Source organism: Antrihabitans stalactiti, from assembly GCF_012932915.1.
In the GTDB taxonomy this organism is placed as follows: Bacteria; Actinomycetota; Actinomycetes; order Mycobacteriales; family Mycobacteriaceae; genus Antrihabitans; species Antrihabitans stalactiti.
The window spans coordinates 344896-359399 of the sequence record NZ_VCQU01000002.1; the positions used below are offsets into that span (position 1 = coordinate 344896).

General features: G+C 63.8%; 12 protein-coding genes and 1 riboswitch. Of the genes, 5 read left to right on the forward strand and 7 right to left on the reverse strand.

Annotated elements, in window-relative coordinates:
- Nucleotides 1-1926 carry an asparagine synthase (glutamine-hydrolyzing) gene (asnB, locus tag FGL95_RS07405; protein ID WP_169585899.1) on the reverse strand — a complete coding sequence of 642 codons (1926 nt, stop codon included), beginning with the start codon at nt 1924-1926 and terminating at the stop codon, nt 1-3.
- A gap of 230 nt (nt 1927-2156) precedes the next feature.
- On the opposite strand from asnB, the gene ctaC reads away from it, so the two are divergent.
- Together ctaC and FGL95_RS07415 are read left to right on the forward strand one after the other, a co-directional pair.
- On the forward strand, nt 2157-3197 hold the full coding sequence (gene ctaC / locus FGL95_RS07410; RefSeq protein ID WP_169585900.1) for an aa3-type cytochrome oxidase subunit II: 1041 nt from the start codon (nt 2157-2159) through the stop codon (nt 3195-3197).
- 14 nt (nt 3198-3211) lie between these two features.
- Complete coding sequence (locus tag FGL95_RS07415; RefSeq protein ID WP_169585573.1) at nt 3212-3628, forward strand: cytochrome c oxidase subunit 4; 417 nt, start codon at nt 3212-3214, stop codon at nt 3626-3628.
- 398 nt (nt 3629-4026) lie between these two features.
- Here FGL95_RS07415 and qcrB read toward each other — a convergent pair whose 3' ends face one another.
- From qcrB to ctaE, 4 genes are all read right to left on the reverse strand, one after another.
- Nucleotides 4027-5724, reverse strand: coding sequence for a cytochrome bc1 complex cytochrome b subunit (gene qcrB / locus FGL95_RS07420; protein WP_169585574.1), 1698 nt, complete (start codon nt 5722-5724; stop codon nt 4027-4029).
- Nucleotides 5721-6968 carry a cytochrome bc1 complex Rieske iron-sulfur subunit gene (qcrA, locus tag FGL95_RS07425; protein WP_206071596.1) on the reverse strand — a complete coding sequence of 416 codons (1248 nt, stop codon included), beginning with the start codon at nt 6966-6968 and terminating at the stop codon, nt 5721-5723. Before qcrA ends, qcrB begins: the two co-directional genes overlap by 4 nt.
- Entirely contained in the window at nt 6965-7840 is an 876-nt protein-coding gene (gene qcrC / locus FGL95_RS07430; protein ID WP_169585575.1) for a cytochrome bc1 complex diheme cytochrome c subunit, read from the reverse strand. Before qcrC ends, qcrA begins: the two co-directional genes overlap by 4 nt.
- A gap of 63 nt (nt 7841-7903) precedes the next feature.
- On the reverse strand, nt 7904-8521 hold the full coding sequence (gene ctaE / locus FGL95_RS07435) for an aa3-type cytochrome oxidase subunit III (RefSeq protein ID WP_169585576.1): 618 nt from the start codon (nt 8519-8521) through the stop codon (nt 7904-7906).
- A gap of 215 nt (nt 8522-8736) precedes the next feature.
- On the opposite strand from ctaE, the gene trpD reads away from it, so the two are divergent.
- A complete protein-coding gene (trpD, locus tag FGL95_RS07440; protein WP_169585577.1) occupies nt 8737-9804 on the forward strand; it encodes an anthranilate phosphoribosyltransferase in 1068 nt (355 codons plus the stop codon).
- On the opposite strand, the gene FGL95_RS07445 is transcribed toward trpD, so the two are convergent.
- Together FGL95_RS07445 and FGL95_RS07450 are read right to left on the reverse strand one after the other, a co-directional pair.
- Nucleotides 9805-10080 carry an Lrp/AsnC family transcriptional regulator gene (locus FGL95_RS07445; RefSeq protein ID WP_169585578.1) on the reverse strand — a complete coding sequence of 92 codons (276 nt, stop codon included), beginning with the start codon at nt 10078-10080 and terminating at the stop codon, nt 9805-9807.
- Between the two features lie 33 nt (nt 10081-10113).
- Nucleotides 10114-11856 carry a DEDD exonuclease domain-containing protein gene (locus FGL95_RS07450; RefSeq protein WP_169585579.1) on the reverse strand — a complete coding sequence of 581 codons (1743 nt, stop codon included), beginning with the start codon at nt 11854-11856 and terminating at the stop codon, nt 10114-10116.
- 533 nt (nt 11857-12389) lie between these two features.
- Nucleotides 12390-12554: riboswitch (cyclic di-AMP (ydaO/yuaA leader) on the forward strand.
- A 13-nt stretch (nt 12555-12567) separates the two neighbouring features.
- On the opposite strand from FGL95_RS07450, the gene FGL95_RS07455 reads away from it, so the two are divergent.
- Together FGL95_RS07455 and FGL95_RS07460 are read left to right on the forward strand one after the other, a co-directional pair.
- The gene (locus tag FGL95_RS07455; protein ID WP_169585580.1) at nt 12568-13113 is read left to right on the forward strand and encodes a C40 family peptidase; all 546 of its coding nucleotides are present in this window, start codon (nt 12568-12570) and stop codon (nt 13111-13113) included.
- A 258-nt stretch (nt 13114-13371) separates the two neighbouring features.
- Nucleotides 13372-14433 (forward strand): NlpC/P60 family protein, encoded by a 1062-nt coding sequence (locus tag FGL95_RS07460; protein ID WP_169585581.1) that lies wholly within the window; start codon nt 13372-13374, stop codon nt 14431-14433.
- The last annotated feature ends 71 nt before the right edge of the window (nt 14434-14504 follow it).

The following is a 14504-nucleotide window of genomic DNA, read 5'->3' on the forward strand; positions in this document are numbered from 1 at the left end:
CTACAGGGAGACCGGGTACACCGGCTCTTGAATGGTTGGCACGATGCGGTTTTCGACGAAGATGCCGTGCCACACCATGAACACCAGCAAGGTCCAGAGTCGACGGCTGTGGTCGGAGACTCCGGCCCGGTGGTCGTCGAGCATGCCTTTGATGGCGGCCTTGTCGAGCAGGTGATCGGTCTGCGAGTCGGCGATCTGCTGCTGCGCCCAGTCGAACAGCTCCGGACCCTTCAGCCAATGCCGAAGCGGCACAGGGAAGCCCAGCTTGGCACGGTTCAGTACGTGAGCAGGAACGATGCCATCGAGTGCGCGACGAAGCGCGTACTTTGTGGTGTCCTTCGTGATCTTCTGCTCCAGCGGAATCCGTTCCGCGACGGCGAACACCTCGGGATCCAGGAACGGCACGCGCAACTCCAGCGAGTTCGCCATCGTCATCTTGTCCGCCTTGACCAGGATGTCGCCGCGTAGCCAGGTGAACAGGTCCAGGTGCTGCATGCGAGCGACCGGGTCCCAACCTTCGGACTGGGCGTAGATCGGCGCTGTGACGTCTTGATGGGTCCATTCGGGGCGGAAGTCGCGCAGGACCGCGCGCAACTGCGCGTCGTTGAAGCTGCGTGCATTGCCGTAGTACCGCTCTTCAAGGCTCATCGAGCCACGATTGAGCAGGCTCTTACCGCGTCGACCCTCCGGAATGCGGTCCGACAAGCGCGCGGCCGCGCGGCGCAAGCCGGGGGATAGGCGTTCGAACGGGCGCAACGACAGCGGTTCGCGATAGATCGTATAGCCGCCGAAGAGTTCGTCGGCGCCTTCTCCCGACAAGACCACTTTGACGTGCTTACGGGCTTCCTTGGCGACGAAATACAGCGGGACGAGCGCGGGGTCGGCAACCGGGTCGTCGAGGTACCAGACGATCTCAGGGATCGAATTGGCGAACTCCTCCGGCCCGACCACTTTGACGATGTGCCGCGCGCCGATCAATTCGGCCGATTCGGCCGCAACGTCGACCTCCGAGTAGCCCTCGCGCTCGAATCCGGTGGTGAACGTGATCAGTTTCGGGTTGTGTCGCATGGCCAGCGCCGCGATCGCTGTCGAGTCGATGCCGCCGGAGAGGAAGGACCCGACGGTCACGTCGGCGCGCATGTGCTTGGCGACCGAATCTTCGAGAGCCGCGGCAATTTCTGCGTACCGCGCCTCGGCTTGGCCTTCCGCGAACGGCTTGATCCGGAACGTCGGCGTGAAATAGCGATCGATCTTGGGCGGCTCGCCCGGACTCAGATGCGCGTAGCTGCCGGATTCGAGCCTGCGAATGTCGAGGTGCAGCGTTTCGGGCTCGGGAACGTACTGCAGCACCGTGTAGTGCTCGATGGCACGTGGGTCGAGGTCGGTACGGAGGCCGACGAGTGGGGCCAACTCCAGCAGGCTCTTCTTTTCGCTGCCGAAAACGGTCCCGTTGGGTCCGGTGGCGAGAAACAGCGGTTTGATGCCGAAAGGGTCGCGCGCGATGAAGAGTTTGCGCGTCACCGTGTCCCAGATTGCGAAAGCGAACATGCCGCGCAGTCGCTCCACGGCCGCATCGCCCCAGTAGTGGAACGCAGCGACGATGGCCTCGCTGTCGCCTTCGGTGTGGAATTGGGCGCCATGGCTCTCGGCCAGTTCAGCGCGAAGTTCCAGATAGTTGTAGATCTCGCCGTTGAACGTGAGGGCATAACGGTCCGGCTGGTCGGCTGGGCCCCAGCGCAGCGGCTGATGGGAGTGCTCGATGTCGATGATCGACAGGCGGTTGAAGCCGAAGACCAGGTCGTCGTCGTGCCAGGTGCCGTGCTCGTCGGGACCGCGATGCCGCAGGCAATGCATCGCAGCGTCGACCGCCTCGACGGCCTGGTCGGTGGTGCCGTTGGCCGTCAGATACCCGAGCAGTCCGCACACTGTGACTTGCACCTCATTTTCGCTGCGCTTGCGTGAAATCGATGGCTCATCGCCCTAGGTGAGGGCGGCGCCGAAACTCCACGCCGAGTATGCCGCAGATAGTTCGGAGTGTCGGCTCATACCCAAGCCCGAACCGCCCCCGCGTTTGGTCTACGCTGCGTAGTATTCGAGCCATGCCAAGTGGCCGGCGGTGGAAAACCGCCATCGAAACTTGCGGCGATCAGGAAGGCGTGAAAGTGGCGCACAGTCGGATTATTCGACGAGCCGGGCTAGCTGGATCCCTGGGTTTGGCGACTCTGATGCTGTCGGGTTGCTCGATCAACAACAGTGTCCTGCGGTTCGGTTGGCCGGAAGGCGTTACGCCACAGGCCACTCGGATGCGCGAGCTGTGGACGTGGTCGGTCATCGCGGCGCTGGTGATGGGTGTGATCGTCTGGGGTCTTACGTTCTGGACGGTGGTTTTCCACCGTAAGAAGGCGGATTCGCCGGAGTTCCCGAAGCAGTTCGGCTACAACGTGCCGCTCGAGCTGAGCTACACGGCTGCGCCGTTCGTGATCATCGCCGTGCTGTTCTACTTCACGGTCGTTGTCCAGAACTACGTGTTCGAGAAGGTCGACAACCCGGACGTGGTCGTCGACGTCACCGCCTACCAGTGGAACTGGAAGTTCGGCTACCGGACCGTCGACAAGGACCAGCAGAACGCGCTGACCGACACCGCACGCGAGGAACCGCTGCACGAGGCTGCCGAGAAAGCCAAAGAGCGCACCGTCGAAGACGGCGGCCGCGGCCCGATCCACGGTAAGGATGCAAACGACCTCTCGTACCTGCATTACGACCAGATCGAGACGGTCGGGTCCAGCCACGAGATTCCCGTGCTCGTCCTCCCGACCGAGCGCATCATTCAGTTCGACATCGCGTCCGCCGACGTCATCCACGCATTCTGGGTTCCGGAGTTCCTGTTCAAGCGGGACGTGAACCCGAATCCGAAGGAAAACCACTCGGACAACACCTTCCAGATCACCAAGATCGAGCACGAAGGTGCGTTCGTCGGTCGGTGCGCGGAGATGTGCGGCACGTTCCACGCGATGATGAACTTCGAGGTCCGGGCTGTGACGCCGGAGAAGTTCAACACCTACATCTCGCTCCGCAAGGGCGGAAAGACTAATGCGGAGGCTTTGGCTGGCATCGGCGAATCGCCTGTAGCCACGACGACGACGCCGTTCACCTCGGTGCGTACGGCCCGTGAAGCAACTTACGACGATCAGAAGTAAGGACACGAACTGATATGAAGGTCGAAGCCAAGCTCTTCGAGATCCTCACTGGGTTCTGCTTTATCGTCGCGATCATCTATGCGGTCTTCACCGGACTGTCACGCACCGGCGTCGAGTGGGCAGGCCTCACCGGCATGGTCCTGACCGGCGGCCTCTGCATGATCATCGGTACCTACTTCCGATTCGTCGCTCGTCGCATCGACCTGCGGCCGGAAGACTACGAAGACGCAGAGATCGTCGACGGTGCCGGCGACCTGGGCTTCTTCAGCCCCCACAGCATTTGGCCCGTCACCTTGGCCGCGGCAGCCGCTCTGACCGCCACCGGCCTCGCGTTCTTCGAGCCATGGCTGATCGCCCTCGGAGTCGTTTGTGTCCTCGGTGCGGTCACTGGATTGCTGTTCGAGTACCACCTCGGCCCAGAGAAGCACTGAACGCCACTTAGCGCCTGTTTTACCGACCTCGCGTACCCCATAGGGTGCGCGAGGTTTGTATTTGTGGGGAGAAGTCGGGGCTGTGGTGGGTGGTCGTTGACAGTTGGTCCCGCACACCCGCATGAATGCGGCATTGAGTCGATCTGAGCGGCTGGCTGTGACATTGATGCGGTGGTCGGCTGGGCGGGGACTGCATGAATGGGCCATTGTCGCAGTCTGAGTGAGGCGATGGGCCATCCATGCAGTGTGTGTGGGTTGTTCCCGCGACATCGCCGACAGCTGGGTGCGTGGTGACACCTACGGGATTCAGCACTCGAGCAGCGTGGTGGGGGAGTGGGGCAAAAGGTAAGGCCCCGAGTCCGGTTGGACTCGGGGCCTTGACTTTGTGCGCTGCGGAGCTAGTGGCTCGGTGCGTCTCCGTTGCCGGATGAGCCGTTGCCCGACGAGCCATTGCCATTGCCATTGCCGTTGCTGTGGCCGTGGATCTCGTCCTGAACTCGCTTCATGATGGCGAGCTGGCGGTGCTCGGCTTCGTGCTCATCGGCGATGAGTGCACGAGCTTGGGAGCCTGGGTCGGCCTTGAAGAGGCTGCCCATGCCAGGCTTGCCGGCTGAGCCGAGTTTGTTCATCTTGCTCGGGACTGCCGCACCTTGGTACTCGAGCGGGATCGGGTGGCCGTGATCGTCGACCGGTCCGAGCGGCTGGTGCACCTCGATGTACTCGCCGTGGGGAAGCCGCTTGATGATTCCGGTTTCGATGCCGTGCTCGAGGATTGCCCGGTCGGCGCGTTGCAGGCCGATGCAGATCCGGTAGGTGAGGTAGTACGCGAGCGGCGGTACGACAAGCAGCCCGATACGTCCCATCCACGTTGTTGCGTTGAGCGAGATGTCGAACTTCAAGGCGATGATGTCGTTGACCGTGGACAACGTCAGCACCAGGTAGAACGAGATCGCCATCGCGCCGATACCGGTACGGACCGGTGCGTCCCTAGGACGCTGCAAGATGTTGTGGTGCGCGTCGTCCTTGGTGAGGCGCTTCTCGATCCATGGGTACGCGAACAGCAGGGTGAAGATCAGGCCCATGATGATCGCGATTGCGAACACGGCCGGAACGGTGTGACCGAACGGGTAGATCTCCCAAGCCGGCCACAGGCGGGCCATACCGTCTGTCCACATCATGTAGAAGTCGGGCTGCGAACCTGCCGAAACTTGCGACGGATTGTATGGCCCGAGGTTCCAGATCGGGTTGATCTGCACGAGGCCACCGAGCAGTGCGAGCACACCGACCGTCATGGCGAAGAACGCGCCACCCTTGAGTGCGAACACAGGGAGAATGCGGACGCCGACGACGTTCTGTTCGGTGCGGCCGGGGCCGGGGAACTGTGTGTGCTTCTGGTACCAGACCAGCGCGAGGTGCATACCGATGAGCGCCAGGATGATTCCGGGAAGCAGGAGAATGTGCGCCATGTACAGCCGCGGAATGATGATCGTGCCAGGGAAGTCGCCGCCGAAGATCAGCCACTGCGTCCACGTGCCGATGATCGGGACGCTCAGCGTGATGCCGCCCATTGCGGCGCGAAGGCCGGTGCCGGATAGCAGGTCGTCGGGGATCGTGTAACCGAAGAAGCCCTCGAACATCGCAAGCACCAGCAGGAGGCTGCCGATCACCCAGTTCGCTTCGCGCGGGCGACGGAATGCGCCGGTGAAGAAGATGCGGAACAGGTGGACGATGATCGACGCTGCGAACAGCAGCGCAGCCCAGTGGTGGACCTGGCGGACGAACAAACCGCCGCGGACCTCGAAAGAGATGTCGAGTGTCGACGCGTATGCCCGCGACATGTCGACGCCCTTCAGCGGCGCGTACACACCGTTGTAGGTGGTCTCGGCCATCGACGGGTCGAAGAACAGAGTGAGATACACACCGGACAACAGCAGGACTATGAAGCTGTAGAGCGCGATCTCGCCCAGCATGAACGACCAGTGGGTCGGGAAGACCTTGTTGATCTGTCGTTTCAATCCAGCGGCGAGATGGTAGCGGGAGTCGACGTTCTCGGCCGCAATCGCAGCCTTGGCATTGACCTTCTCTGAAATGCTCATGTCGTTTTACGCTCCCAAAATGCAGGTCCCAGAGACTCGTGGAAGTCGGACGCTGCAACGAGGAATTCCTCCACTTTGCCGTCCGGACCCTTCTCCTTTATAACCGTAAGTGGTAACTGAGGTAAAGCCCTTGCAGCCGGACCAAAAATTGGCTTGCCGTATTCTGTCGCGAGGAACTGCGACTGATGGCACGGGCAGAGAATTTTGTTGGTCTGTTGCTCGAACAGCGATGTCGGGCAACCGAGGTGCGTGCAGATCTTCGAGTACGCGAAGTAGTCGCCGTAGTTGAAGCTCTCCTGACCCCGCCGCTTGATCGCGCCTTCGGCATCCTTGGTGCGCAGACGGATCAACATCACCGCGTTGCGAATGCCACGGAGCTCTTCGAAAAGCGCGTGCTCGTCGTTGCGGTGGGCTTCCTTGAACGGGAACACCGTCATCATCGAGCCTGCGTCGAGATCTTCGGGCCGGACGAGCACGATGTCGTGCGGGCGGCCGGTGTCGTAACGCAAGTAGATCGTCTGGCCGGGGTAGTCGGGAGTCCAACCGGAGACCCACAGGGCCGCCTTGTCGCCGCCCTTCCACGGATTCTTGATCATCGCGCCGAGGAACGGCAGGATCGCCATGGTTCCGACCGCGCCAACGCCGAAGAGTCCGCTGCCGATGATGAGCTTGCGTCGACCGATCGTCGACGTGGTCAGTGAATCGCCGAGCACGGCGACCACGGTCTTCTTGTCCACCTCCGACGATCCGCCGTCGTGGCGATCCTGGATCGACACCTCTTCGGGGATGAACTTCTTCGTGTAGACGACCGCACCGATGCCGATCGAGAGGACGGCGAGGCCCAGCGTGAGACCGAGAAGCGGGGTGTACACCGTGTACATGAGGTACCCGGGATCATCGATTCCGGCGTACTCCCAGCCGGTCGCGATCCCATTCCCCTTGGCGTCCTTCGGCCAGAAGACGTAGATCAAGCCGAATGCGAGCCCGGCAAGCCCGGCCAGCGCGAACCAGAATGCGACCGACCGCTCGGCACGCTTTTCCGCGCGGGTGCCCTTGACCGCCCAACGATCGCGACGGAACGCGACGTCGACACCGTCGAGGTTCGTGCCGAGCTCGAACAGCTCGTCCTTGCTCATGTTTTCGAGCTCAGCGGACGTGTACTTCTTCGGTTCGGCGTGCTTTTCTGCTTCGCCGTGCTTTTCCAGCGACGGCTTATCCAGTGACGCGTCGTCGGCGTCGCTCATGACCTTGCTCCGATCCACAGTGCCGCGCCGACGATGGCGACGATTCCAATTGCCCAGATCGCGAGACCTTCAGTGGCCGGACCCAGTCCGCCGAGCCCGTAGCCACCCGGGGGAAGCGTCTCGGTCGCCGACTTCACGTACGCGATGATGTCTTCTTTTTCTGCCGGCGTGATCTGGCGGTCCGAGAACTTGGGCATGTTCTGCGGACCGGTCAGCATCGCGTCGTAGATCTGCTGTTCGTTCGCCGGTGCGAGCGGTGGTGCGTACTTACCGGAGGACAGGGCGCCGCCCTTGCCGGTGAAGTTGTGGCACGACGCGCAGTTGAGGCGGAACAGCTCGCTACCGCGGGCGATGCTGTCGCCACGCAGCGACGACATTTCGATCTCTCCGGTCTTCTCGTCCCGCCGCACGGTGGGGCCGCCACCATTGGCCTGAACGTAAGCGCCGAGAGCGTCGGTTTCCTGCAGGTTGAAGCGCGGTTCTTTGCGCTCTGCCTGTGCCTCTTCACGCGCGGCGGGCATGCGACCTGTCGACACCTGGAAGTACACGGCCGCTTCGCCGGTACCGATCAGGCTCGGACCGCGGTCGGCGACACCCTGCAGGTTCGCGCCGTGGCAGGTGATGCACGACGTTTCGTACAGCTGCTTGCCCTCGATGATCAGCGCCTCTTCGTCCTCGCGCGCGGTGGCCACCTGGGGGTTCGGCGTCAGCGCAGCAGCGAGCAGGCCGGCACCGATCAAGCCCAGCAGCAACGCCATCGCTCGCGCGACACGTTTACGAAGCTTGCGCTGGCGACGCGACTGCGAAGCCGAAAGCGGCGCTGTCCGGACCGGGCCGTCAGGCTCAGCTGCTGGAGGGGGAGAGGAACTCATCTGGGATCCCTTTTTTCGCGGGGGCTGTTGGAGGGGACCGACGGGGCCGAAATTGCGGTGTTCCTAGCGGATGAAGTAGATCGTGGCGAACAGGGCGATCCACACAATGTCGACGAAGTGCCAGTAGTACGACACGACGATCGCTGCAGTGGCCTGCGCGGGCGTGAACTTACTGACCAGCGTTCGTGCGATCAGGAAGATGAACGCGATCAAACCGCCGATGACGTGCAGGCCGTGGAAACCGGTCGTGATGTAGAAGACCGAGCCGTAGACGCTCGACGAGAGCGACGTGCCTTCCTGGACCAGGTGGTAGTACTCGTAGCCCTGGCCGGCAACGAACATCGCGCCCATGACCAGGCTGATGAAGTACCAGCGCCGAAGGCCGAAGACGTCGCCCTTCTCAGCAGCGAAGACACCCATCTGGCACGTGAACGACGACGCGATGAGCACTGCCGTAACCGGGATGGCGAGCTTCAAATTCAGCTCGGTCGGTTCGGGCGGCCACTTGTCGTACGCGTGGGCCTGGGCTCTCGCGGTGAAGTACATCGCGAACAGCCCGGCGAAGAACATGAGCTCACTCGACAGCCACACAATGGTGCCGACGCTGACCATGTTGGGCCGGTTCAGCGAGTGCACGCGCTGGGTAATTGCCGATCCTGGAGAACCTACTGCGGTCGTCACAGGAAGAAGTATGACTGGTCGTAGTACGAAACATGTGCGGGGGTGCGAAATTGGTCGGAGTGTTTTTTCGCTCGTCGTCGCGGCCTCGAATTTGCCCAGGTAGATGCGGGTGCACTGGTGCGGCGCAAGATCAGCTCCGACCTGCGTTCGGAGCGTCGCGCCGGACGATCGGCGGCATTGGAGCGCAGCGAACGGGTCCTGACTAAGCTGCACGCATGGTTGCAGCAGATGCCGAGGGCGACAGCATGCGCACTTGGCCACTGATTCTCGGGGCTCTGTCGGACCGTCGCGACCTCGCGAGCGCCGACACCGAGTGGGCGATGAACGAGATCATGTCCGACCGCGCGACGTCCGCTCAGATTGCGGGCTTCGGAATAGCGCTGAAGATGAAAGGCCCGACCGCAGAGGAAGTCACCGGTCTGGCCACGTCGATGCTCGCGCACTCGCGAGTCGTTCCGGTCGATGCGAACCTCGTCGACATTGTCGGTACCGGCGGTGACCGGTCCGGCACCGTGAACATCTCGACCATGGCCGCCGTTGTCGTCGCAGCCGCTGGGGTCCGAGTTGCGAAGCACGGCAACCGGGCTGCCTCGTCGAAAAGTGGCGGCGCGGATGTGCTGGAGGCGCTGGGGATTCGGATCGCCCTCGGACCGGAGAGCGTGGCCCGGTGCGTCGAACAGGTCGGGATCGGATTCTGCTTCGCCCCGGTCTTTCACCCGGCGTTGCGTTTCGCGGGCCCGCCACGCAAAGAGATAGGCGTCCCAACGGTTTTCAACGTCCTCGGACCATTGACCAACCCTGCACGGCCCCGCGCCGGGTTGATCGGGTGTGCGTTCGCCGATTTGCAGGCTGTCGTCGCAGGCGTGTTTGCGGCCAGAGGGAACAGTGCGCTCGTTGTCCGCGGGAACGACGGACTCGACGAAATCACGACGTCGACGACCACCGAGGTGCTCGTCGTCGAGAACGGTACGGTCACGCCACGGACCTTGGATCCGACGGACCTCGGCATCGCCCGGGTCCCGCTGGAGGCGCTGACCGGTGGCGACGCCGTGGAGAACGCACAGATCGCGCGGGACACGTTCGCCGGCGCGGCAGGAGCGGTCCGCGATGCAGTACTACTCAATGCTGCCGCTGCGATCGCGTCCTTCGAGGGGGTAGGCGACGACCTCGAAGGTGCCATCGCCAAGGGCCTCGAACGTGCTGCGAAGTCGATCGACAGTGGGGCCGCGACCGCGGTACTGGAGAAGTGGTCAGCGCTGTCGAACGAACTGGGCGCCGATTAGTCAGTCTCCTATCGAGAACCCCGCGTCGACCTCGGCGGTCGCGTAGGACTTGAACGCGATGTGAGTGACGGTCTTCACGACTCCTGGGACTTTGTTGATTCGGCCCGTGACCACGGTCGCGATCTCGGCGTGGTCCTGCGCGCGCACGATGGCGATCAAGTCCACGTCACCTGCACACGAATAGACCTCAGTCACGCCCGGTGTGTCGGCGAGCGCCTGCGCAGCCTCGGGTATTTGCGCGGCCTCGGCATGGATCAGGACGATTGCGGTGATCATTTCGCTCCATTCTCGAGTCGATCGGCAGACGTGTCAGGCCAAGCGTAGGTAGGCAGCGCCTGCCGACTCCGCCCGGACCGCGTCGCGGGCAAGCTCGGCCCACCCTAGCCAACTGCCTGCACCGGCGGCCGGTTCGCGGTATCCCTCCGACGCAGCGACTATCCGCACTCCCGGGGAGTCCAGCCACCGCGCGATGAGCCCGACTTCCTCGGCCATCGCACCGCGCAAGGGCGATTGGTCCGGGACGACAGTCTCCGCAGCGGCGGTGAGCGCAGCGACGACCGGCATCGGGGCGACGCCTCGGGCCGCGATGCCTGCCGAGGCCAAGCGACCGGATCGGACGACGATCAGCTCCCAGCCGCCCTCGATCGCGGGCCGGGCTGCGACGAGTTCGGTGATCGAGGCCACCGCAACCAGGCGCTGCAACTTGCGCAGTGCCAGCACCACCGCTGCCGCGCGATCGCGGACTCGTGCGGCACTTTCGAACAGCTCGGCATCCGACAGGCGCTCGATGCGTGCTCGAATGCGGTGCAACGGCGCGTCGTCGGTGCCGGCGATCAGGGCCACGGCCTTCGCGGCTGCCTCGGCGTACTCCTCGGCCGTCTGCAGCGGCTGTATAGAGGACGCCGGGCAGCCACCGACCGCTGCGGGTGGGCAGTTCTTACCGTGCACGCCGGACGCCCCGATGCGGTCGGTGCAGGTCCGTATTCCGCAGTATTCGGCGATGGTGGCCGCGACATCGGCAGCGTCGGTGCGCGAGCCGAACGGTCCGAGGGCGTTCGGTGTCGCCTTTCGGGTCAGGCTGAACCGTGGAAACGGCTCGTCGGTCAGCGACGCCCACCACGCCCGTTTCGGAAACTTCGACCGTCGGTTGTACGGGGGAGTGTGTGCGACGAGCAAGCGCAGCTCGCGCACGCCTGCTTCCAACGCGTGGGCGCACTCGACGTGATCGACCCGCTCTGCCAGCGCCACCATTTCCTTCATCCGGCCGCGCGTCTCGGAGCCGGTGAAGTAGTTGCGGACACGGCGCTGCAGGTTCACTGCCGTGCCTATATATAGGGCCTCGTTCGATGGACCGCGGAAGAGATAGACACCAGGAGTGCGCGGCAACCCCGCAGCGAGAGACCGCTTGGCCCGCTGCCCCGACGACACCGCAGGCAAATAGTCGACGAGCTCGCTGAAGCTGTGCACGCCCTGGTTGCCGACTCGCTCGAAAAGGGCGTGCAGCACGTCGACAGTCGCCCGTGCGTCATCGAGGGCTCGGTGCGTCGGCTGTGTGGTCGCAGCAAACAGAGAGGCCAGCGCCGACAGCCGGACCGATGGGGCTTCGTCACGCGTCAGGACGCGGCGGGCGAGCTGCACGGTGCACAGCACCTTGAACGCAGGCCACTCGACATTGCATTGCTTCGCTGCCGCTCGCAGGAATCCGGTATCGAACTGGGCGTTGTGCGCGACGAGGACCGCGCCCGCCGCGAACTCCAGGAAACTCGGCAGCACGCGCTCGATGCGCGGTGCGCCCAGCACCATTGCCGTGGTGATTCCGGTGATCTCGACGATGAGCGGCGGTATGGATCGCCCGGGATCGACCAGCGTCGCGAGTTCACCGATCACCTCGCCACCGCGAATCTTGACCGCGCCGATCTCGGTGATCGCGTCTGCTGTCGGGCTGCCACCTGTGGTTTCCAGGTCGACGACGACGAATGTCGTGTCTCGCAGCGGCGTATCCAGCTCGTCGAACGCCAATTGGCGGCCGATACGCGCTGGTGCGGTGCTCACGGGCGTCAGCGTATGGCGGCCCACCGACAGCGCCGACCGACGCGCCGGACCGCCGAACTTGTCGGTGGTGAGCGCTAGCTTTCCGGCGTATCGGCCGTCATCTCGGCCGTTTCGGGCGTTCGGAGATGGGGATCACAGTGATTGTCGATTGCAATGAATGCGCTGTCAGAGGCACCGCGTGCGCGGAATGCGTTGTCACCGTTCTGCTCGGTCCACCGGCGCTGCCACGGCACCCGCATGCCCCTACTACTGGGGGCACCGAGCGATTTCGGTTTGACCAGGAAGAACAGGACGCGATTGCGGTGCTGGCCGAAGCGGGGATGGTCCCTGTTTTGCGGCTTGTTTCGGTACGCAACTCGAGCGCTGCACGCGGCGTGTCGCCGGATGGCGTCGAAAGTGACCCCCGTCGCATCGGCTGAAACGGGTTTAGGCCGAACCGGTCTGGGAACGCGTCGCAGGTTAGACACCAGATTTATCGCTTCGTAACCTTTTCGAGACCTTGCGGAGTCTTGCTGAGCAACCTTGCACAGCACCGCGGGTCACCGCCAAATCGGCCGCCACACAAGGCGGACGAGCCGGGAACCCAGGTTCTTCTGGGGTGAATCCCGCGGACGTCGCACTAGCGATCACGCGGGTAGGGCTGACGATTCCCAGCCCGAACCCGTCAGCTAACTCGGCAGGTGGATGAAAACGGAACGGAGCACTACTTTCATGGCGTCACTCAGTTCGCACCGACAAGCGCGTCGTGCAGCCGTCGCCGGGGCGATCGCCCTCGGCGCAATGATTCTGCCTGCCACCCCCGCACTCGCCGACCCGGTCACCGTCCCGGGTATCGGAACTTTCGACGTCCCCTTCGCTGTCCCGCCGCTGCCGCCGATTCCGGGCGTTCCCACCCCGTTCGCGGCGCCGATCATCAGCGCAGGCGAGCAGGCCCTTCAAGCTGCGCAGAGCAAGCTCGGTTCCCCGTACGTCTGGGGCGCAACCGGCCCGAACGCCTTCGATTGCTCGGGTCTCGTCATGTGGGCCTACAACCAGGTCGGCGTCGGACTCCCGCGCACCAGCGAGTCGCAGGCCGGCGCGGGCTACGCGGTCTCGGTCGACGACCTGCGGCCCGGCGACATCGTCATCTACAACGGTGGTGGACACGCCGCCCTCTACGCAGGCGACGGAAACATCATTCACGCTTCCACCTCGGGTACCCCGGTGCAGTATGCGCCGTTGCACTCGATGGCGATTTACGCCGCACGACGTATCTAATACAGAGCACGCGCGACAGGTGGGCTGGGCAACCGGCCCACCTTTTTTGCGTGTAGGGTCCAGCGACCGAGGCTTGGGTAGCTCGCGGCACGCGATTCGTCGTGATCGAATCGTGTCTGCGCTGGACATCGATGTATGCCGTTCCGTAACCTATCCGAGACCTCGCGGAATATTTTCGCGGTCGTGGGCTGATCTTCCCAGCCCTAGGCGTACCGGCCACCGCGACCGGTGCATGACGGAAGAACGGAGACTCGTTCCGTGGCGCTACAGCGTTTCAAGCGTTCGCTCGGCGGCGCAGTTGCCGTCGGCCTCTTTGCGGTCGCTTTGGTAGGAGTTCCCGCCGGTCCCGCGGCGGCAGACCCGGTGGCGTTACCCGGCAACGCGAGTGATGCGGTCCAGAAGTTGACGGAGCTTGCTCGGCAGTCCGAGCAGTTGAACGAAGCGATCCACAACGCCCAGATCGACCTGGATCAAAAGGTCGGAGCCCAGAAGGACGCCGAAGCCAGGCAAGCCGCGGATCAGCGTGCACTCGATGCCGCAAAAGGCATTGTGGCCGAGTATCAGCCGGTGATCGACAAGGTTGCAGCAGCCAACTACCAAGGTGCGCGCACAACCAGGCTCTTCGCAGTCCTCACGAGCGACTCCCCGCAGCAGCTGCTCGATCAAATGTCCGCGATCGACGTGATCTCGAACAAGACAACCACCCAAGTCGATACCTTCAGGGTCGCGATCAACGCTGCGGCCGGTGCCGAGAAGGCATCGCGCGCGTCCGCGGACGCTGCGCGCAACGTCGTCGAGCAGGCCAAGGCCGTCAGTGCGGACCTGCAGAAGAAGCAGAGCGAACTCCAGATCGCGATTGCACAGGTCACGGCGGCGTGGGCGCAGCTTTCACCCGGCGACCAGGCGATGCTCGCAGGTGCAGCATTCCCGCCCGGGTTCGATCCGAGCGTTCTATTGCAGGGTCTGCCTGCGGGAACCGGCCTCGGTGCGCTGCAGGCTGCCCTCACCCGAGTCGGCGACTCGTACGTGTGGGGTGCGACCGGTCCGAACTCGTTCGACTGCTCAGGGCTGGTCGTATGGGCCTACCAGCAGGTAGGCAAGACGCTGCCGCGCTCGAGTCAGGCGCAGATGGCGGCCGGGACGCCCGTCCCGCGCGACCAGTTGCAGCCTGGTGATGTCATCGGGTTCTACGAAGACGCTTCGCACGTCGGAATCTACGTCGGCAACGGTCTGCTGATCCACGCCTCCACGTTCGGTGTACCTGTCGCCGTCGTGCCGCTGGATCGAGGCGGTCCGTTCTACGGCGCGCGCCGGTACTGACGGCGGGTAGGAACGGATTACCTCCCGCATTGCACGCTGGCAGCTCGCGGCCCTGATCGGGCTCGTCGCTG